At 72.8% G+C, this 19076-nt stretch carries 18 protein-coding genes; 9 read left to right on the top strand and 9 right to left on the bottom strand.

Annotated elements, in window-relative coordinates; genetic code table 11:
* Nucleotides 1–71: 71 nt before the first annotated feature.
* The 5 genes from ACH4XV_RS15855 to ACH4XV_RS15835 all read right to left on the bottom strand — a co-directional run bounded on the left by ACH4XV_RS15855 (nt 72) and on the right by ACH4XV_RS15835 (nt 5275).
* Nucleotides 72–752 (bottom strand): uracil-DNA glycosylase, encoded by a 681-nt coding sequence (locus ACH4XV_RS15855; RefSeq protein WP_395790089.1) that lies wholly within the window; start codon nt 750–752, stop codon nt 72–74.
* A gap of 745 nt (nt 753–1497) precedes the next feature.
* The gene (locus tag ACH4XV_RS15850) at nt 1498–1872 is read right to left on the bottom strand and encodes a VOC family protein (protein WP_395790087.1); all 375 of its coding nucleotides are present in this window, start codon (nt 1870–1872) and stop codon (nt 1498–1500) included.
* 154 nt (nt 1873–2026) lie between these two features.
* On the bottom strand, nt 2027–2458 hold the full coding sequence (locus ACH4XV_RS15845; RefSeq protein ID WP_395790085.1) for a hypothetical protein: 432 nt from the start codon (nt 2456–2458) through the stop codon (nt 2027–2029).
* A 230-nt stretch (nt 2459–2688) separates the two neighbouring features.
* Nucleotides 2689–4176, bottom strand: coding sequence for a phosphatase PAP2 family protein (locus tag ACH4XV_RS15840; protein WP_395790083.1), 1488 nt, complete (start codon nt 4174–4176; stop codon nt 2689–2691).
* A gap of 79 nt (nt 4177–4255) precedes the next feature.
* The gene (locus ACH4XV_RS15835; protein ID WP_395790081.1) at nt 4256–5275 is read right to left on the bottom strand and encodes an ADP-ribosylglycohydrolase family protein; all 1020 of its coding nucleotides are present in this window, start codon (nt 5273–5275) and stop codon (nt 4256–4258) included.
* 187 nt (nt 5276–5462) lie between these two features.
* On the opposite strand from ACH4XV_RS15835, the gene ACH4XV_RS15830 reads away from it, so the two are divergent.
* Nucleotides 5463–5858 (top strand): VOC family protein, encoded by a 396-nt coding sequence (locus ACH4XV_RS15830; RefSeq protein ID WP_380001736.1) that lies wholly within the window; start codon nt 5463–5465, stop codon nt 5856–5858.
* 130 nt (nt 5859–5988) lie between these two features.
* Entirely contained in the window at nt 5989–7203 is a 1215-nt protein-coding gene (locus ACH4XV_RS15825) for an acyl-CoA dehydrogenase family protein (RefSeq protein WP_395790079.1), read from the top strand.
* A gap of 72 nt (nt 7204–7275) precedes the next feature.
* On the opposite strand, the gene ACH4XV_RS15820 is transcribed toward ACH4XV_RS15825, so the two are convergent.
* The 3 genes from ACH4XV_RS15820 to ACH4XV_RS15810 form a co-directional block, all read right to left on the bottom strand.
* Nucleotides 7276–7524, bottom strand: coding sequence for a type II toxin-antitoxin system RelE/ParE family toxin (locus ACH4XV_RS15820; RefSeq protein WP_395790077.1), 249 nt, complete (start codon nt 7522–7524; stop codon nt 7276–7278).
* Entirely contained in the window at nt 7521–7838 is a 318-nt protein-coding gene (locus tag ACH4XV_RS15815) for a DUF6247 family protein (RefSeq protein WP_395790075.1), read from the bottom strand. Before ACH4XV_RS15815 ends, ACH4XV_RS15820 begins: the two co-directional genes overlap by 4 nt.
* A gap of 439 nt (nt 7839–8277) precedes the next feature.
* Nucleotides 8278–9726, bottom strand: coding sequence for a hypothetical protein (locus ACH4XV_RS15810; protein WP_395790073.1), 1449 nt, complete (start codon nt 9724–9726; stop codon nt 8278–8280).
* A 60-nt stretch (nt 9727–9786) separates the two neighbouring features.
* Between ACH4XV_RS15810 and ACH4XV_RS15805 the strand changes: the two genes are divergently transcribed.
* Nucleotides 9787–9945 carry an NUDIX domain-containing protein gene (locus ACH4XV_RS15805; RefSeq protein WP_395791083.1) on the top strand — a complete coding sequence of 53 codons (159 nt, stop codon included), beginning with the start codon at nt 9787–9789 and terminating at the stop codon, nt 9943–9945.
* An 87-nt stretch (nt 9946–10032) separates the two neighbouring features.
* A complete protein-coding gene (locus ACH4XV_RS15800; protein ID WP_395790071.1) occupies nt 10033–12447 on the top strand; it encodes an ABC transporter in 2415 nt (804 codons plus the stop codon).
* 64 nt (nt 12448–12511) lie between these two features.
* Here ACH4XV_RS15800 and ACH4XV_RS15795 read toward each other — a convergent pair whose 3' ends face one another.
* Entirely contained in the window at nt 12512–12952 is a 441-nt protein-coding gene (locus tag ACH4XV_RS15795) for a MarR family winged helix-turn-helix transcriptional regulator (RefSeq protein WP_395790069.1), read from the bottom strand.
* Between the two features lie 50 nt (nt 12953–13002).
* Between ACH4XV_RS15795 and ACH4XV_RS15790 the strand changes: the two genes are divergently transcribed.
* The 5 genes from ACH4XV_RS15790 to ACH4XV_RS15770 all read left to right on the top strand — a co-directional run bounded on the left by ACH4XV_RS15790 (nt 13003) and on the right by ACH4XV_RS15770 (nt 19061).
* Nucleotides 13003–14142, top strand: a complete 1140-nt coding sequence (locus ACH4XV_RS15790; RefSeq protein WP_395790067.1) for a substrate-binding domain-containing protein — start codon at nt 13003–13005, stop codon at nt 14140–14142.
* 54 nt (nt 14143–14196) lie between these two features.
* Nucleotides 14197–15651 carry an APC family permease gene (locus ACH4XV_RS15785; RefSeq protein WP_395790065.1) on the top strand — a complete coding sequence of 485 codons (1455 nt, stop codon included), beginning with the start codon at nt 14197–14199 and terminating at the stop codon, nt 15649–15651.
* Complete coding sequence (locus tag ACH4XV_RS15780; protein WP_395790063.1) at nt 15648–16667, top strand: acetamidase/formamidase family protein; 1020 nt, start codon at nt 15648–15650, stop codon at nt 16665–16667. Before ACH4XV_RS15785 ends, ACH4XV_RS15780 begins: the two co-directional genes overlap by 4 nt.
* A gap of 263 nt (nt 16668–16930) precedes the next feature.
* On the top strand, nt 16931–17965 hold the full coding sequence (locus ACH4XV_RS15775) for an MsnO8 family LLM class oxidoreductase (RefSeq protein WP_395790061.1): 1035 nt from the start codon (nt 16931–16933) through the stop codon (nt 17963–17965).
* Nucleotides 17966–18068: 103 nt separating this feature from the next.
* Nucleotides 18069–19061, top strand: coding sequence for a hypothetical protein (locus ACH4XV_RS15770; RefSeq protein WP_395790059.1), 993 nt, complete (start codon nt 18069–18071; stop codon nt 19059–19061).
* Nucleotides 19062–19076 lie beyond the last annotated feature (15 nt).

Below are 19076 nucleotides of genomic sequence, written 5' to 3'. Positions count from 1 at the left end.
GGCCGGACGGTCGGCGGCGCGTTCCGCGTCGGTCGCGCCTGGGCGGTCCGCCCCGCGCTCGGCCCGCGTTGCTACGGCAGCCGCCAGTCGATGGGTTGTGCGCCCTGGGCGACCAGGAGGTCGTTGGTGCGGGAGAACGGACGCGAGCCGAAGAAGCCGTAGTCGGCCGACTTCGGGGACGGGTGGGTCGACTCCACCACCGCCGCGCCCGGACCGAGCAGCGGCCGGGCGTTGCGCGCCTCGCGGCCCCACAGGATGCTCACCAGCGGCGTGCCCCGCTCGCCGAGCGCCCGGATCGCCTGCTCGGTGACCTCCTCCCAGCCCTTGCCCCGATGCGCGTTGGAGCGCCCGGGGGCGGTGGTCAGGGATCGGTTGAGCAGCAGTACGCCCTGCTCGGTCCACGGAGTCAGGTCGCCGTTGGTCGGCAGCGGCACGTCCAGGTCGCGGTTCATCTCGGTGAAGATGTTGATCAACGACGGCGGCAGCGGCCACACCTCGGGGGCGACGGCGAAGCTCAGGCCCACCGCGTGCCCGGGGCCCGGGTAGGGGTCCTGGCCGACGATCAACACGCGCACATCCGCGAACGGCTGCATGAACGCCCGCAGTACGTTCGCGCCCGCGGGGACGTAGCGTCGCCCCGCGGCGATCTCTCCTCGCAGGAAGTCGCCCATGGCGGCGATGCGACCCGCCACCGGTTCCAGGGCCTTGGCCCATCCTGCCTCGACAATTTCGCCCAACGGCCGCGCCACCATGGGAGTTGAGCATAGGGCAAACGGGTGACACGACCCGCACGCCGACGTTCCGGTCGGCCACCGCCCACGACGGGCGCCGCCGCAGACCGTCGGGGCCGGTCGGATCGCGGCCGGCGCGGCGGCGCGGGCGGAGCCGACATCACGCCGGACCGGCCGTCCGCGCGGATGCCGGCGTCGACCGGGCAGGGCGTGCTCGGGATGTCGTCGTGCCACGACAGCGGTTGCGGCGGGAAGCTGCCGAGGCCGTGCACCCCGCCGGAGAGCACCGCCTCCGCATGCTGCGCCCGATCCGCCTCGAAGGTCGTCGCGGCCCGGGAGGCGTACGGGGCGACCGCGATCGTGTGACAGGCGCGCAGCAGTTGGCCGAAGTGCCGCAGACCGGCCGCGTCGCCATCGGCCGGCGCCGCGACCCGACTCGGCAACGGCCTTTGGCCGGCCGCCAGTTGGGCCGGTTCGGCGGCGATCGCGGCGGGCGTGGTGGCCAGTACCCGGTCGATCCCGGTGTCCAGGTCGCCGGCCGTAGCCGGAGGCACCAGGAACTCGGGGAAGGGCTCGGAGCGGGGATGGAGCCGGGCGAGTTCGCGGACCGCCCGGGTCGGGTCGGCCGACCCCAGCGCGGCGCACACCTCCTGCCGCCACGCGGCGAACACGAGGTCGGGCTTCCGGCTTTGCAGGAGATGCAGGGTGAACGCGATCTCCCACATCGGGGTGCGAGGGCCGAGGCGGGTCGGGCCGGTTCGGTCGCTCAGGCCGGGGACATGACCTCGTACAGGTTGCCCGAGTCGTCGGCGAAGAACAGGCCGCGCGGGCACAGGGGATGGTCGATGCGGCCGTTGGTCCGGTCGCGAGGGCTGCTGCCGTACGGGATCCCGGCCGCGCGGATCCGGGCCAGGATCGCGTCGAACGTGTCGGGGTCGACGTCGAAGGCGAGATGGTGCCCCTCGGCGTCGGGCACGGTCATGAAGTCGAGCGTGAGCTGCTCGTTGACCCGAACAGGGGCGAAGTGGCCGTCGGCGCCCGCCGGGGGCAGTTCCTCCAGGCCCATTACGGTGGCGAAGAACCGGGCCGCGGCGCGGTGGTCGGTCGCCGGGACGATGGTGTGGTTGAGGCTGACGGCCACGGTGGGGTCTCCTCGGGTCGAGCCGGGATCCGTGCGATGGGCGGCCGACCGCGTCGTGGACGGCGGCCGTTCGGGACGGGAACCCGGCGTGGCGGATGCGGTACGGAGGACGCCGACGCGACGGAGGCGGTTGCGGGTGATGGGCCCGGGAGGCCTACTCGGGGGCGACGGGGAGGATGCCCTCCGGGGCCTCGGTTTCCCCGCCGGCCAGGGACAGCGCCACCGCCACCTCGCACGCGGCCAGCGCGAACACCGCGCCCACCCACGTGCGTTCCGCCGGGGTCAGGCGCCGCCATTCGAGCGCCCCGCCCGCCCCGTCGACCAGATCCGACGCCGCCGCGAACCAGCCCCACTCGGCGGTGCCGCGCCCGGAGGCCAGCGCCCGCAGTACACCCGCGCCCAACAACACGTCGCGCGCGCCCAGACCGCGGCCGAGCAGCGACGCCTCGCGGGCCGCCGTGGGCCGCAACCACACCCCGCCCCGCGGCGCCACCAACGACACCACTCCGGCGGCCACCCGGCCCGCCGCCAACACCGTCGCCACGCGTCCGGCCGACCCGGATATCGCGCCCGAAACCGCCACCACTGCCCCCGATCGAAACCTGCCTGTACCCCCGGCCCATCCGACCGGCGGCCCACACCGTAGCGGTGCCCCGATTCGGGCCCCGCACCCCCACCACGCGCGGAACCCGCCCACCGGTTTCCACCGGGGCCCGTGCGGGCGCCCCGCCCGCACCATTAGCCCCCACGAACCCCCGCGTCCGCTATCGGGAAGGCCCTCACGTCGGCGGGCCGGACCGGCCCGCCGGAACGTGCTCAGTCGCGGAGGGCGCCGTCCGGGCGGTAGACCATCAGGCGGCGGCCCTTGGCGATGCGGAGCTGGGAGGCGCCGGGGCGGACCTCGCCGTCCACCGCGAGTTCGGCGCCCTCCTGGATCTCGGACAGGTGCATCGTGCGCGCCGTGGACGCCTCGTAGACCCGCGAGGTGCCGAGTGTGCCGGACAGTACGGCGGCCACCAGTCGGGTGCGGGCCAGGGGACGGGAGGCGTCGACGATGCGTACGTCGAGGAGGCCGTCGGTGAGGTCGGGGCGATAGGTGGGCGCGAAGCCCTCCGGGGCGTACTCCCCGTTGCCGAGGAAGATCAGCCACAACGACCTCGGCCGGCCGTTGACCCGCATCTTCACCGGGCCCGCGTCCCGCAACACCCGGACCAGGCCGACCAGCATGGCCGGCCACTTGCCGATCTTGCGCTCCAACTCCTCGCGGAAACGCACCAGATCGGGATACACGCCGAGCGAGAACGTGTTCAGGAACAACTCCGGGCCCAGCTCCTCGCCGTCGTCCGAGAACGGGTGCGAGTGGTCGCGCTGGAGTTCGGCGACGTCCACCAGGACCGCCTCGCCCGCGGCGAGCGCCCGCGCGGTGTCGTCGAGCCGGGTCAGCCCCAGGTCGCCCGCGAAGTGGTTGAGCGTGCCCGCCGGGAAGACCGCGAGCGGCATGCCCCGATCCAGCGCGATCCGCGCCGCGCAGTTCACACTGCCGTCGCCGCCCGCGACGCCGAGCACCTGCGCGTCCCGGGCCGCCTCGCACAGCAGCGCGACCAGGTCGCCGTCCTGGCCGCGCTCGACGACCTTCGCGGCGGGCAGCAGTTCGCGCAGTCGCTGTGCGGTGTCGCCCTCGGGGCCGGCCGAGGCGTTCACCACGACCACCAGGCCGTCGCCGTCGACCAGCGACGGCACCTTGCCGCGCGGTTGCGGTGCGGCCGCGGCCTCCGCCGGGCGCGTCGGCCACCAGCGCAGCGTCACCGCCGCCAGGCCCGCGCCGAGCGCCGCGCCCGCGAGCACGTCACCCGGGTAGTGCACACCCGTGTACACCCGGGAGAAGGCCACCGAGCCGGCCAGCGCGCCGGCCGCCACGCCCAGCGGGCGCGACTCCAGCGCTACGCCGGTGGCGAACGCCGCCGCCGACGCGGCATGCCCGGACGGGAACGAGGTGGTCCACGGCTGCCGGCTCAGCCGGCGCGCCATGGGCACCGCGTCGATCACCGGACGCGGCCGGCGCACCCAGCTCTTGAGCAGCACATTGCTCACGGTCGATGCCAGCGCCACCGAACCCAGGCCACGCAACGCCGCCCGGCGCCCGCTGCGCCCGCCGGAAAGCGCCATCCCCGCACCGGTCACCGTCCACAGGCGCGAATGGTTGGCCGCCCGGGACAAGGCCGGCAATGCCTTGTTCGCCCACGGCACATGATGCGAGGCCACCCACGCGAAGGCCGCCCGGTCGGCGGCATGGATCTTTCCCATCCGTGAATCTTCGCAAAGAATCCCGACGGATATGCAAGGCGGGCGTCGATCCGACGTTCGAACCCGCCGGCGCGCGGGTCTACCGGGCCAGGGCCGCCGACGTTTCGGCGAGTTCGGCGCGGTACTCGATGCGCTCGGACCACGCGGCCGGCCAGGCGTCGATGCCGTGTGCGGCGCCGATCATGGCGCCGGCCAACGCGGCGATCGAGTCCGAGTCGCCGGAGGAGCCGGCCGCCCGGGCGACGGCCGAGCGCGGGTCGTCCGGATACAGCAGGACGCACAACACCGCCGTGGCCAGCGCCTCCTCGGCGATCCACCCGGCGCCGGTGATCCGACACGGGTCCGCGCGGCGGTCCCCCTCCGCCACGGCCTGGTCCAACCGGTCGAGCACGGCCAGGCACTCGTCCCAGCCGCGCGCGACGAACCCCTCCGGGGTGTCGGCGAACGGGCCGCGCCACAGGTCGTCGCCGAGCCAGTCGCCCCGGTACACCTCGCGCTGCGCCTCGGCGTGCGCGCGCAGCAGGGTGGGGAGTTCGGCGATCGGCGCGCCGGTGCGCAGCGCGTGTACGGCGGTCGCGGTCAGGTCCGAGGCGGCCAGCGCGGTGGGGTGTCCGTGGGTGATCGCGGACTGGAGTTGGGCGGCGCCGCACCGGTCGGCCTCGTCGACGCCGTCGAGCAGGCCCAGCGGGGTGACCCGCATGTTGGCGCCGCAGCCCTTGGAGCCGCGCCGGGTGGCGTCGGGCCAGGCCCGTCCGGCGGCCAGCTCCGCGCACGCGGACAGGCACGTGTGGCCCGGCGCGCGGGTGTTGTCGGGGGAGTCCCACCAGGCCAGGAACCGGTCCACCAGGAGCGGGGTCAGCCGCTCGGCGGTGAACGCCCCGTCGTCGGCGCGCGCGTCGATCACCGCCCGGGCCACCGCCAGGCCCATCTGGGTGTCGTCGGTGACCTGGGCCGGCGTGCCCTCCAGATCCATCGGTCCGGGCAGGTCGTACCGGCGCACGATCTGCGCGTACGACAGAAACTCCGTCGGCGCGCCCAACGCGTCCCCGTACGCCAACCCGAACATGCTCCCGCGCACCCGCTCCGCGTTCCCCACCATGCGCCACCACCCTTCGTCGACCGCCCACCCTGCCGGCCCGGCCCGGCGGCAGCCGGCCACTTTCCGCCCACCCGCGCCTGCGCCCGCCTCCTTCGCCGGCCCGCGCGTCCGTCCGACCGGGGAATCGCTCTCCCGGGTTCGGCTCGGGGAGGGTTGGAAACGGCCGAATCGGGGCGAAAATCGGAGGATGGACGTACTTTCCGGTCGTATCCTGCTGCGCCCCGTCGATCCCGAGCGTTCGCTGATCTTCTATCGCGACGTGCTCGGCCTCGCGATCGCCCGCGAGTTCGGTACCGGGATCCATCGCGGGACGGTGTTCTTTCTCGGCGGCGGCTTCCTCGAGGTCTCCGGCACCGCGACCGGCGGCGGGCCCGGGGGCGAGGATCTGCGGTTGTGGCTCCAGGTGCGGGACCTGCCGGCCACTCATCGCGAACTCGTGGACCGGGGCGCCACCGTGCTGCGCGCACCGCGCCGCGAGGAGTGGGGGCTCGACGAGATGTGGATTGCCGATCCCGACGGTGTACGTATCTGTGTGGTGCAGGTCCCGGACGAGCATCCGATCCGCTATCGGCCCGGCATCTGAGCGTCGGGAGCGGTGGCGCGGGGCGAATCGTGGAGACCTCCCGACGCCCCTTGACGGCCCCACGGCGACGGCGACACACTCAAGCTACCAGCTGGTAACAATTCGACGATGTCCCGGGGGCCCGCCACCCATGACCGCCTTCAGCCTCGCCCTGAACGAGGACCAGACCACCATTCGCGACTGGGTGCACACCTTCGCCGCGGAGACCATGCGGCCGGCCGCCGCCGAGTGGGACGAGCGCGAGGAGACCCCCTGGCCGATCATCCAGGAAGCCGCCAAGATCGGACTCTATTCGCTGGACTTCTTCAGTACCCAGGCCTTCGACCCCACCGGCCTGAGCATTCCGCTGATCATGGAGGAACTGTTCTGGGGCGACGCCGGGCTGGGCCTGGCGCTGTCCGGTACCGCGCTCGCGGCGGCGGGCCTGGTGGCCAACGGCACCCAGGAGCAGATCATCACCTGGGCGCCCGAGTTGTTCGGTACGCCCGACAACGTCCGCGTCGCCGCGTTCTGCTCGTCCGAGCCGAACGCCGGCTCCGACGTCTCCTCGATGCGCACCCGGGCCGACTACGACGAGGCGACCGGCGACTGGATCCTCAACGGGGTCAAGACCTGGGCCACCAACGGCGGTATCGCGCACGTGCACGTCGTGGTCGCCACCACCGACGCCACGCTCGGCTCGCGGGGCCAGGCCAGTTTCGTGATCCCGCCGAACACGCCGGGGTTGTCCCAGGGACAGAAGTTCAAGAAGCACGGCATCCGCGCGTCGCACACCGCCGAGGTGATCCTGGACAACGTCCGGGTGCCCGGCGACTGCCTGCTCGGCGGCAAGGACAAGCTGGACGAGCGGATCGCGCGGGCCAGGTCCGGCACCTCCGCGCGCTCGAACGCGGCGATGGCCACCTTCGAGTCGTCGCGCCCGGCGGTCGCGGCCCAGGCCGTGGGCATCGCGCGCGCCGCCTACGAGGTGGCGCTGGAATACGCCCAGGTCCGCGAGCAGTTCGGCCGGCCGATCATCGACAACCAGGGCGTCGCGTTCACCATCGCCGACATGCGCACCCGGATCGACGCGGCCCGCCTGCTCACCTGGCGCGCCTCGTGGATGGCCGCGACGAAACAGCCGTTCACCGCGGCCGAGGGCTCGATGTCCAAGCTGTACGCGGGTGAGACCGCCAAGTGGGTGACCTCGGCCGCGATGCAGATCCTCGGCGGCAACGGCTACACCCGCGAGTACCCGGTCGAGCGCATGCACCGCGACAGCGCGATCTACACCATCTTCGAGGGCACCAGCGAGATCCAACGCCTGGTCATCGCCCGCACGTTGGCGGAGGTGCCGATTCGCTGACCCGCGGCCCGCAAACGGGCTTGGCGGGTGTCCTGCGGCCGACTCCCACCAGGCCCGGCATTTCGACGAGGTTCAGCCGGCCCAGACCAGATTGATGACCGTCACGGTGACCTTGTGATCCTGGATGATGTAGGTGGCCATGCCATAGCCACCGAAGGCCGCCTCGTAAGTGTCGTTGAGGCCGCCGAACATGCGGTTGCCGATCTTCCAGGGGTCTCGTTCAAGTTGGCGAACGAGGGTGTCCAAGGCGGAAAGGGCCACGCGGGGCATGCTGTTGCGTTGTCGAAGCGCCAGACCCACGAAGTCGACGGTATAGCTCATCGTGGCACCCCCTGCGCCGAGAAGGTCGGCACCTTTTCGCCTGCGGCGACGCGTCGGGCGATATCCATCGCTTCGGCAAAGCCGGGCGACCTGCGGTTGACGAGATGACCCTGCCAGCGGTCGAGAACACCCGCGAGGCTTTCCAGGCGGCCGAGGTCGCGGGCGACCGCGAGCGCCTGCTCGAAGTCGTGCTCGAACTCGTCCCGAATGTCGTCGGGGAGTTCGGCACGAATCTCGTCCGGTGAAGGCCAGCGTGCTCCGCCCACGCGGATGACGAGGTCCGATGAGCGGGGAGAGGGAATCTGCTCGTCCATGTTCCCAGCGTGGCACCAACGCCGTTCGGTTCGGTAGTCGGCGCGCGTACACCGGTTGTGCGCCCCCGCCCGTTCCCCCGATGCGGCGCGCCCCGACGCGCTACATCCGCGCTGGATACGGTCCGGACGCCGGGCCCGGCTGGGGGGCCGGTTCCGGCTTGTCGGGGGGCGGGGGTGTGCCCGGGTCGGGTGGCAGGGGCTCCGGGCCGGGTTCGGGCAGCGGGTGGGGGATGGGCATCGGCGGCACCGGGGGCAGCGGGTCGGGCCACGGGTCGGTCACGGCGACCTCCAAGCGGGTAGCGCGTCGCGGTCGCGACGTCGCCACCCGGATGCCCGCCACGATCGATCCCATCTCCCGGCACGGCGGACACCCGGCACGGTGGATACCCGGACGCCGCCGCCCCGACGGCACGGCCGACAGCCGCCACACCGGCCTGCCCTACGCCGGCTCGAACGCCGCCCCGGTCACCCGCACCGCCCGGCCGACCCACGCGTCCGTACGCATCGACGCCAGGACGTCCGCATCGGTCGAGGAGGCCACCGAGCGCACCCCGTCGCCGCCCTCGACCACCAGGATCGCCACCGCCGGTTCGCCCCCGTCGAAGGCCACCGTGCAGCCCACCACCCGCGCCGGACCCGCGTAGTCCGGGTCCACCGGGCGGGTGGGCAACTCGGCGCTCACGTCCACCGCGCGAAAGCCGCCGGGAGCGGGGCGCGTCGACCACAGCGCCCCGGCCTGCTTGGTCACCATGCCCGACACGCTGGTGACCAGCCCGTCCCCGCCCTCGCGCACCCGTCGGGCCACCTCGACGGTGGCGTGCAGCGCGTACGTGTTGAGCGGACCGCCCGCGAACGCCATCCCGCCGGTCGTGGTCAGTTCCCGGTCGGCGCGCCCGGTCAGGCCCAGTTCGTGCCGCTGGATCCGTACCGCCGCCGGGAAACAGCTGTACAGGTCCACATGCGCCGCGTCGGCCACCCCGGGCCCGAGCGCCGCGCCGACCGCCGCGAAGCCCGGCGAGCGGGCCGGGTCCGGCCGGGCCACCAGCGGCACCATCGTGTTCGACTCCGCCGCCGCCGTCGGGAACACCCACCGCTCGCGCGCGACGCCGAACCGGCGCGCCGTCTCCACCGAGCACAACACCAACGCGGCGGCCTGGTCGACGTTCATCTGCGAGCAGTGCCACTTGGTGTAGGGGCTCGCCAACCACGCGTTGCGCCCGACCGGCGCCAAGAACTCGTCCTCGGACACGGTGCGGCCGCGGATCGACCGCCCGCCCTCGGCGGCGACGGCGGCGAACTCCGCGCACAGCGCCGCGATCTCCCGGGCGTCCCGCGCCGGCGACACACCGCGTGCGGCGCCGATCGCCGACTCCAGGACCGCGTACTGCCGGGCCGGCACCGCCAGATGGCGATCGATCTCGACCCGGGCCAGGATGTCCGCGCCCGGCGCCCACACCGTGTCCGGCACGCCGTCCGCGACCGGATCCGCCAACTCGACCCCGGCGATCCGGGCGCGCAGCCGCCGATGCGCCGCCTCGCCGCCCACCACCAGGACCGCGTCCACCCGGCCGGCCGCGATGTCGGTGCTCGCGCGGGTGAGCAACGACTGTTGCAGGACCCCCAGTTCGGCCAACGTGGTGTGCGCGTCGACGATCTTGAAGCGCTCGGCCAGCCACCGCCCCGGATCGCCGTGCCGCCAGGTCCCGCGCGGCACCAGGACCCGCCGCACCGCCCCGAGCAGCCCGCCGAGCCCCTCGGTCGCGTCTTCGACGGCCCGCGCCATCAACTCCAACTCGCCCACCCCGGCCCCGGCCTCGGCCAGGCGCTGATCCGCCACCCCGACCCCGACCAGGACCGGCGTGCGCGGATCGATCCCGTCCAACCCCATCGACGCCCCCTCACACGCGCGCCACCCGGCGCGCGCCGAAGCTAGCGCCGATGCCCGACGATCACCAGCGGCACGGGGAGCGGGCGGACGACCGAACCCGGTCCGCAGCCGGGGTGGGAGGTCCCGGGCGGGGCGGCCGAGCCGGGGGAGTCACATCTCGAAACGTGTCGGCGGGAGGCGGGCGAGGATCCGGGCGGCTTCGAGGCCGTCGTGCGGTGAGGCAGGCGGTTCGGCTGTTCGCCGGCGCGGGCATACGACAACCTTCCGGTGGGTGCGGCCAAGAGCGGTGTGGCGAGGAGCGGGTGGATGAGCGAGCACGATCCGTATGTGCGAGTGCGCGGCGCGCGGGAGCACAATCTGCGGGACGTGGACGTGGACATCCCACGTGACACGTTCGTGGTGTTCACCGGGGTGTCCGGGTCGGGCAAGTCCTCCCTCGCGTTCGGCACGCTGTACGCGGAGGCGCAGCGGCGCTACTTCGAGTCGATCGCGCCCTACGCGCGCCGGTTGATCCAGCAGGTCGGCGCGCCGCACGTGGACGAAATCGACGGATTGCCACCGGCCATCGCCCTGCGGCAGCAGCGGTCCGCGCCGACGTCGCGGTCGACGGTGGGCACGCTGACCACGTTGTCGAACTCGCTGCGGATGTTGTTCTCCCGCGCGGGGGAGTATCCGCCGGGTGCGCCGAGGTTGGACTCGGACGCGTTCTCCCCGAACACCGCCGCCGGGGCCTGTCCGAACTGTCACGGGCTGGGGCGGGTGCACGACGTCGACGAGGCGTCGCTGGTCCCGGACCCGGACCTGTCGATTCGCGACGGGGCGATCGCCGCCTGGCCGGGCGCGTGGTACGGGAAGAATCTGCGGGACATCCTGGCCACGCTCGGCTACGACGTGGACCGGCCGTGGCGCGAGCTCCCGAAGGCCGAGCGTGACTGGATCCTGTTCACCGACGACCAACCGGTGGTCACCGTGCATCCGGTGCGCGACGCGAGCCGGATCCAGCGCGACTACCAGGGCACGTACAGCAGTGCCCGGCGGATCGTGCTGAAGACGTTCGCGACCTCGAAGAGCGCGACGCAGCGCAAGCGGGTGGAGCGTTTCCTGCGCAGCGGGCCGTGTCCGGTCTGCCACGGTCGGCGGTTGCGGCCGGCCTCGCTGGCGGTGACGTTCGCCGGGTACGACATCGCCGCGCTCGTCGCGCTGCCGCTGACCGAGGCGGCCCGGGTGCTGGCCGAGGCGAAGCCGGAGGGGGAGGCCGCCGCGACGATCTGCGCGGACCTGGTGGCGCGGATCGCGGTGTTGGTCGAGCTGGGGCTGGGCTATCTGGGCATGGCGCGCGAGACGCCGACGTTGTCCTCGGGCGAGTTGCAGCGGTTGCGCCTGGCCACCCAGTTGCGGTCCGGGTTGTTCGGGGTGGTGTACGTGCTCGACGAGCCGTCGGCCGGATTGCACGCGGCGGACACCGAGGCGCTGCTCGTGGTGCTCGACCGGCTGCGGGCGGCCGGGAACTCGCTGTTCGTGGTGGAGCATCGCATGGCCGTCGCGCGCCGGGCCGGATGGCTGGTGGACGTGGGGCCGGGCGCGGGCGAGGGCGGCGGCCGGATCCTGTACAGCGGCCCGCCGGCGGGGTTGCGCGAGGTGGCCGACTCGGCGACGCGCCGCTTCCTGTTCCCGGCCGGCCCGCCGCCGGTGCGCGAGCCGCGGCCGGCCGGTGCGTGGCTGACGTTGACCGGGGTCACCCTGCACAATCTGCGCGATCTGGACGTGGCGTTCCCGCTGGGGGTGTTCACCGTGGTCACCGGGGTTTCGGGGTCGGGCAAGTCCAGCCTGGTCGGCGGGGTGCTGGCCGAGGTGACGGCGGCGCACCTGGGCACCGGGGCAGAGCCGGACGAGGACGGCGGGCCGATGTCGGGCGAGGTCCGCGCGGTCGAGGGGCTGGGGGTGATCGACCGACTGGTGCGGGTGGACCAGAAGCCGATCGGGCGCACGCCGCGCTCGAACCTGGCCACCTACACCGGGCTGTTCGACACCGTACGCCGGTTGTTCGCACAGACCGACGCGGCGCGGGAGCGCGGGTGGACCGCGAGCCGGTTCTCGTTCAACGTGGCCGAGGGGCGCTGCGAGACCTGTGCGGGGGAGGGCTTCGTCGCGGTCGAGCTGTTGTTCCTGCCGGGCACGTACGCACCGTGTCCGACCTGTCACGGCGCCCGGTACGACCCGGCCACCCTGGAGGTCGCCTATCGCGGGCTGAACGTGGCGGACGTGCTCGGGCTGACCGTGGACGACGCGGCCGACTTCCTGGCCGACGTGCCCGCCGCCGCGCGCAGTCTGACCACGCTGCGCGAGGTGGGCCTGGGCTATCTGCGCCTGGGCCAACCCGCGACCGAACTGTCCGGGGGCGAGGCGCAGCGGATCAAGCTGGCGAGCGAGTTGCAGCGGGCCCGACGCGGGCACACGCTCTACGTCCTGGACGAGCCGACGGCGGGTCTGCATCCGGCGGATGTGGAGTTGCTGATGCGGCAGTTGCACGGTCTGGTCGACGCGGGCAACACGGTGGTGGTGGTCGAGCACGACCTGGACGTGATCGCCGGCGCCGACTGGCTGATCGACCTGGGGCCGGGCGGCGGCGTGCACGGCGGGCGGATCGTGGCGAGCGGGGTGCCGGGGGAGGTGGCGGCGCGGGGGGTGGGGGTGACGGCGCGGTTTCTCGGCGGGCGGTGAGGGGTCCGGCGCCGGCCGGACGCCGACTCGCTCCGGGCTCGGAGCCGGCTCGACCCGGGTTCGGTCAGGCGGCGTCGGGCCCGGCCAGGAACGCCAGCAGGGCCGCCGGGTCCTCGCTCGCGCACGCCGTGCGCACGGCCGCCTCGTGTGCCTCGGCCAGCGCGTTCAGCCGGGCGAGTCGGTCCGTACCGCGCCGGGACAGGTGGACCGTGATCCGGCGGCGGTCGGCCCCGGACTGGCGGCGGTAGATGTGGCCGCCGTCCACCAGCGCGTCCACGATCCGGGTCAGCGTGGCCTGCGGGATCACCAGGGCCCGGGCCAGTTCGCCCATCGACCGCCCCGTGCCGTCGCCCAGGGTGCGCAACACCAGCCACTGGTCGAGGGTGCAGTCCTCCTCGGTCAGGGCGGCGGTCAGCGTGCGGGTGAGTCGGCGCTGCGCGACGGTCAGCGCCTCGACCAGAAGCGGCGGTGCGACGGCGCGTTCGGCAAGTTCGCCGGCGGACATGTTGATCACCCCTTCACCGGACCGTTCTCAGGAGCATACTTACTCGCCTGATGAGCGTCGAGACAGTCCTGATCGAGCCGCTCGACGCGCTGTATTCCGACCGGAATCCCCAGGTGCTTCGAGTGGGCCTCGTGGTGCCCCAGTCCGGTGCGCTCGGCATCATCGGCCCCTCCGCCGTGGATGCCGCGCTGCTCGCGGCGCACGAGATCAACTCCGCCTGCGGGGTGCGCGACCGCCGGCTCGAACTGGTGCTGGTGGACGCCGGCGTCCCACCCGCCGAGGTCGCCGCACAGGTGCGACAACTCGCCGACGCCGGGGCGGTGGAGGTGCTGGTCGGTTTCCACACCAGCGACGTGCACCGCGCGATCGAGGCGGTGGTGACGGGACGTGTGCCGTACATCTTCACCCCTCCGCACGAGGGCGGTCGGCGGCTGCCCGGCGTGGTGTGCACCGGGGTGGACCCGATGCGACAGCTGCGCGAGTCGATCGGCTGGCTGACCCGGCAACACCGGCTGCGCCGTTGGGCGTTGATCGGCAACGACTACATCTGGCCGCAGGCCACGCACCGTGCGGCGGCCCGGCTGATCGCCGAGGCGCGCAGCAGTGTGGTGTACGAGCGGCGGGTCGCCTTCGGCGCGGTGCGCGAGGGGTTGGACGAGTTGTTCGCGGGGCTGCGCACGACCGGGGCCGACGCGCTGCTGCTCAGCCTGATCGGGCGGGACCTGGTCGACTTCAACCGGGCGCTGCGGCACGCCGGTCTGGACCGGATCCTGGTGCGGCTCTCCGGATCTTTGGAGGAGAACGGCCTATTGGCCTACGGCGGCGACGACACCGGCGGGATGTACGCGGTGATGCAGTCGTTCGCGTCGCAGACCGACGATCGCCGGCTGGGGCTGGCCGAGCGGCACCGGGCGCTGTTCGGGCCGGACGCGCCGGTTCTGGACGCCTACGCGGAGGGGCTGTACGACGGGCTGCACCTGGTCGCGGCGCTCGCGTCGTGGAACGCGCTGGGCCCCAACGGGTTGGCGGCTGCGGTGCATCGCCTGCTCGACGGGGATCCGGAGGGCACCCGGGCGGCCTGGGCGCGGTCGCCGCTGGGCCCGCCGCGCCGGCAGGTGTTCCTCGCGCGGGCGGAGGGGCTGGATTTCGCCGTGCTTCCGCGCCGCGAAAGTACTTCCATTTGGAAATAACTGGATCTAGGGTCTCTCCGAGACCCCTCGGGGTCGTCCCGAGGAGAGATCACCATGAGCGAAGTCCCCGCGCCCGAATCCGCCGCGAGACCCGGGTCCACCGGCAGACCCGACCCGACCGGTGGACCCGAGTCGATCGAGAAGTACGGCTACAAGCAAGAGCTCCGCCGCTCGCTGAGTTTTCGCGACCTGCTCGTCTACGGCCTGGTCTTCATGGTCCCGATCGCGCCGTTCGGCATTTTCGGCGGCGTGTTCCAGGGCTCCGGCGGCATGGTCGCGCTCACGTACATCATCGGCATGGTCGCGATGATGTTCACCGCGCTGTCGTACGCGCAGATGTCCCAGGCCTTCCCGATGGCCGGATCCGTGTACTCCTACGCCGGTCGCGGCATCGCCGCGCCCGTGGGCTTCCTGGCCGGCTGGATGATCCTGCTCGACTACATCCTCGTCCCCGGCCTGCTCTACCTGATCGCCGCCGTGGCGATGAACTCGCTGGTCGGCTCGATCCCGGTGTGGATGTGGGTGGTCGGCTTCGTACTGCTGAACACGGCGGTGAACTACCTCGGCGTGGAGATGACCGCCAAGGTCAACAAGATCATGCTGATCGGCGAGTTGATCGTCCTGCTGCTGTTCGTGGTCATCGGCGTGGTCGCGCTGATGGACGGCAAGGGCCGGGGCTTCGACTTCACCCCGCTGTACAACGGCGACACCTTCTCCTGGAGCCTGGCCTTCGGCGCCGTCTCGATCGCGGCGCTGAGCTTCCTCGGCTTCGACGGCATCTCCATGCTGTCCGAGGAGAACAAGGACTCGGCCAAGGCCATCGGCCGCTCGATGGTCGCCGCGCTGCTGCTCGCCGGCACCCTGTTCATCGTGCAGACCTGGGTGGCCTCGCTCCTCGTGGAGGACCCCAAGGCGCTGATCGCCAACGGTGACCCGGACGGCACCGCGTTCTACGACGCGGCCCGGGTCGCGGCCGGCGGCTGGTTGGCCAAGCTCACCGCCGTGGCCACCGCCGTCGCCTGGGGCTTCGCCAACTCACTGGTCGCCCAGGCGGCCACCTCACGCCTGCTCTACGCGATGGCCCGCGACCGGCAACTGCCGTCCATCCTGGCCAAGGTGCACCCCAAGCACCGGGTGCCGGTCAACGCCACGCTGCTCACCGCCGCCGTCTCGCTCGCGCTCGGGCTGTACACCAGCACCCGCGACGACGGCATCACCAAGCTGAGCAGCCTGGTCAACATCGGCGCGCTGACCACCTTCCTCGTCCTGCACGTCTCGGTGGTCGTGCACTACCTCGTCCGGCACAAGAGCCGCGACTACTGGCGACACCTGATCGCACCCTCGATCGGCTTCGCGATTCTGGCGTACGTCGTCTACAAGGCCGACGACGACGCGCAGCGCCTGGGCACGATCTGGTTCGCGATCGGCCTCGCCCTGCTCTCCGGTCTGGTCCTGGCGGGCCGCCGGCCCAAGATCTCCGCCATCGATCCGCTCGAGGAACCCGTATGACCCTGCTCGAAGTCGTCTCGCTACGGCCGACCTACCACCAGTACGCCTACACCTTCGGCGGTCGCCGACCGCTGGTGACGGTGCGCCCCGGCACCATCGTCGAGTTGTCCACCGAGGACTGCTTCGGCGGCAACGTCAAGGGCTTCGACGATCTGCCCAGCGCGGTCTGCGAGTTCCCCTACCTCAATCCCGTCACCGGCCCGATCGCGGTCGAGGGCGCCGAGGTCGGGGACACCCTCGCGGTGCACTTCGTGGACATCTCGCCCGCCCGGGACTGGGGCATCTCCAGCACCTTCCCGCACTTCGGCGCGCTGACCGCGACGCCGACCACCGCGATGCTGCACGCGCCGCTGGAGGAACGGGTCTGGGTCTACGACCTGGACGTCGAGGCGGGCGTCTGCCGCTTCCGGGCCCGCAAAAGCGACTTCTCGGTCGAGCTGCCCCTAGACCCGATGCACGGCACGGTCGGGGTGGCGCCGGCCGGCGGCGAGACGCTCATGTCGATCACCCCGGGGGCGCACGGCGGCAACATGGACACCCCCGAGATGCGCGCCGGCACCACCGCGTACTTCGGCGTCAACGTCGCGGGCGGCATGCTCTCGATCGGCGACGGCCACGCCCGGCAGGGCGAGGGGGAGGTGTGCGGGACGGCGGTGGAGGCCGCGATGCGCACGGTGATCGTGGTCGACCTGATCAAGGGCGGCGCACCGGTGTCGCCGCGCCTGGAGAACGACCACTACCTGATGACCACGGGCTCGGCCCGCCCGTTGGAGGACGCCTACCGGATCAGCCAGCGCGACCTGGTCGACTGGACGGCGGGCCTGCTGGACCTGGACCTGCTCGACGCCTACCAGCTGGTCAGCCAGGCCGGCCTGGCCCCGGCCGCCAACGTGTGCGACACGAACTACACGATGGTGGCCAAGCTCCCGAAGGCGACGCTGGGCCGGCAGCGCGCCTACGAGGGACGGCACGACCATCTGCGCGCGGTGGCGGGGGCGTACCTGCGGGAGCGCTGAGGGCGCCGGGTCGGGGCACGGCTCCCACACCTGCGGGAGCGCGCCGCGACATCGACTCCGGGACCGGAGAGGCCATCGGTCCCGGCACCCGGCGGCGTGCCGCCCCCGCGCCGGGTGGAAGGGGACATCCCCGGGCGAACCGCGTCCGCCGACGCACGTCCCCCGGGGCCCGGGGATGTCCCCCTGCGGCGAGGGCTTGATCGGCCGGCTGCCGACGTGCCCGGGATCGGGAATTCGTCGGGCTCCGACGTGTTGGCACTCGTGTGAACGTGTTTTCGCCGCAGGTGCGGTTCTCCGTGCTCGATCGGTCGTTGACGCTCCGCGGTGAGCACCCCGCCTCGGCGCTGCGGCACGCGGTGGCGTTCGCCCGGGAGGTGGAGCGGTTGGGGTATCACCGCTTCTGGGTCGCGGAGCACCACAGCGTGCCGGGGGTCGCCGGGTCGGCGCCGACCGTGCTGGCCGCCGCGGTGGCGGCGGCGACCGAGCGGATCCGGGTCGGCACCGGCGGGGTGATGTTGCCCAACCATCAACCGCTCGTGGTGGCCGAGCAGTTCGGGGTGCTGGAGGCGCTGTACCCGGGGCGGATCGACATGGGCCTGGGTCGCTCCGTGGGCTTCACCGACGGGATCCGCGCGGCGCTGGGGCGGGGCAAGGACGCGGCGGAGGACTTCCCGGAGCGGCTGGCCGAACTGCTCGGCTACTTCCTGGGCACCCAGGACGCACACCCGGGCGTACACGCGCGCCCCGCCGAAGGGCTGCGCCCGGCGCCGTTCGTGCTGGCCACCGGGGCGGGCGCGGATCACGCGGCAGCGGTGGGCGTACCGCTGGTGGTGGCCGCGGCGATCGGCGAGGAGCGGATGTTGCGCGCGATCGAGCGCTACCGGACCACGTTCCGGCCGTCCACCTGGTCCGCGCGACCCTACGTGGTGCTCGCCGGCACGGTCGCCGTGGCGGATACCGCCGAGGCGGCCGAGGACCTGCTGCTGCCCGAGGCGTGGGCGGCGGCCTATTCGCGCACCCGCGGTACCTTCCCGCCGCTGATCCCGGCCGAGGAGATTCGCGCCGCCGCGCTCACCGCACGCGAGCGCGAACACCTGGACGCCGCGCGGCGCGACCGGATCGCCGGCACGGCGGAGACCGTCGCGGCGGACCTGGCGGCCCTGTTCGCCCGCACCGACGCGGACGAGTTCCTGGTCACCACGAGCAGCCACGACCGGGCCGGCCGCGTGGACTCGGCCCGGCGTCTGGCCGAACTCGCGGGCATCGCACCCCGGATCGGTGCCGGCGCGAGGGGCTGAATAGGGGGATTCGCCTCGCCCGCCCCGGACCTCCGGCGGCAGCCGGCGGCCGTTGCTACCGTGGTGCGGCTCGAGTGGTCGTTCTGCGGGGAGGTTTCGAGCGATGGCCCATGTCGGCCGGCAGCCGGACGTACGTCCACACCCGAACACACCCGGGACCGGGCCCGGTCACGCGCCGGTGGAGACCGCCGCGCAGATCGAGCGGCGCTGGATCGCCAATGTCGCCTCCGTGGTGGTCCCGGGCGTGCTCGCGCACCGGATGCTGCGGCCGGCGCACCGGATCGGCAAGCCCGACGGGCTGATGGGCAACCTCAACCGGGTGCGCGCGTGGCTCGGGCTGATGATCGTGCTGGCGGTGTTCCTGCGCGGCCTCTACCAGGAGCGCAAGCAGGGCTCCGGCGAGTCGGCCACCACGACCCGGATCCAGGGCGCGCAGGTGGTGGCCGAGGTGGCGTCGGCGATGGTGCGCCGGATGGTCCTGCTGCCGGTGTACGGGATGATCGGCATCGTGCTGATCGGCTGCCTCCTGGTGCTCTTCGCCCGGCCGCACCTGCGTTCGCTGACCATGCGTCAGTTGATCCACCCGGTTCGTTCGGTCGGGCTGTTCCTGGTGGTCCCGGTGATCGGCGTCGCGGTGGCCTGGGGCTGCCGCAGGGGCGCGGGCCTCGGGAGCAACACCAACACGCTGCGCACCGACGGCACGATGGTGCAACTGGTCCTGTCGTGGGTGTCCATGGTCGTCGGCATCTGGGTGTTCGGCTTCGCCGTGGTGGCCATCTGGCAGGTGGCCCAGCATCTGTTCTCGGCGGCCGACGGCCACCCGATGTTGCCCGCGCTGATGGCGATGTGGCTGGCCTGGACCTTCACCCTGACCGACCTGCTGATCAAGACGGACAACCCGCTGTTCGCTGGCTCCGACATCGTGCCGGACAACATCAAACTCCCGGTGGGCGTGGGCGGATCGCTGATCATCACCGCGCTGAGCGTGTGGGAGATCCGCCGCCTCGGCCGCTGGAACGGCATCACCTGGCGCAGCGGCCCGTGGGGGTCCCGCTCGCCGCAGAGCCGAAGCCTCACTCAGGGCGCATCCCGCTAGGCCCTGTCCGGCGGA

Origin of the sequence: Embleya sp. NPDC020630 (assembly GCF_044334985.1) — a bacterium.
In the GTDB taxonomy this organism is placed as follows: Bacteria; Actinomycetota; Actinomycetes; order Streptomycetales; family Streptomycetaceae; genus Embleya.
Note: the sequence above shows the minus strand (reverse complement) of the source record. Positions and strands in the feature narration are given on the sequence as shown.

Bases quoted from the DNA above. Each gene is read 5' to 3' on its own strand.
- ACH4XV_RS15830 (WP_380001736.1), top strand. From the start codon at position 5,463: ATGGACGTACTTTCCGGTCGTATCCTGCTGCGCCCCGTCGATCCCGAG.
- ACH4XV_RS15790 (WP_395790067.1), top strand. From the start codon at position 13,003: ATGAGCGTCGAGACAGTCCTGATCGAGCCGCTCGACGCGCTGTATTCC.
- ACH4XV_RS15820 (WP_395790077.1), bottom strand. From the start codon at position 7,524: ATGAGCTATACCGTCGACTTCGTGGGTCTGGCGCTTCGACAACGCAAC.
- ACH4XV_RS15800 (WP_395790071.1), top strand. From the start codon at position 10,033: ATGAGCGAGCACGATCCGTATGTGCGAGTGCGCGGCGCGCGGGAGCAC.
- ACH4XV_RS15780 (WP_395790063.1), top strand. From the start codon at position 15,648: ATGACCCTGCTCGAAGTCGTCTCGCTACGGCCGACCTACCACCAGTAC.
- ACH4XV_RS15810 (WP_395790073.1), bottom strand. From the start codon at position 9,726: ATGGGGTTGGACGGGATCGATCCGCGCACGCCGGTCCTGGTCGGGGTC.
- ACH4XV_RS15825 (WP_395790079.1), top strand. From the start codon at position 5,989: ATGACCGCCTTCAGCCTCGCCCTGAACGAGGACCAGACCACCATTCGC.
- ACH4XV_RS15770 (WP_395790059.1), top strand. From the start codon at position 18,069: ATGGCCCATGTCGGCCGGCAGCCGGACGTACGTCCACACCCGAACACA.
- ACH4XV_RS15785 (WP_395790065.1), top strand. From the start codon at position 14,197: ATGAGCGAAGTCCCCGCGCCCGAATCCGCCGCGAGACCCGGGTCCACC.
- ACH4XV_RS15855 (WP_395790089.1), bottom strand. From the start codon at position 752: ATGGTGGCGCGGCCGTTGGGCGAAATTGTCGAGGCAGGATGGGCCAAG.
- ACH4XV_RS15835 (WP_395790081.1), bottom strand. From the start codon at position 5,275: ATGGTGGGGAACGCGGAGCGGGTGCGCGGGAGCATGTTCGGGTTGGCG.
- ACH4XV_RS15840 (WP_395790083.1), bottom strand. From the start codon at position 4,176: ATGGGAAAGATCCATGCCGCCGACCGGGCGGCCTTCGCGTGGGTGGCC.
- ACH4XV_RS15795 (WP_395790069.1), bottom strand. From the start codon at position 12,952: ATGTCCGCCGGCGAACTTGCCGAACGCGCCGTCGCACCGCCGCTTCTG.
- ACH4XV_RS15815 (WP_395790075.1), bottom strand. From the start codon at position 7,838: ATGGACGAGCAGATTCCCTCTCCCCGCTCATCGGACCTCGTCATCCGC.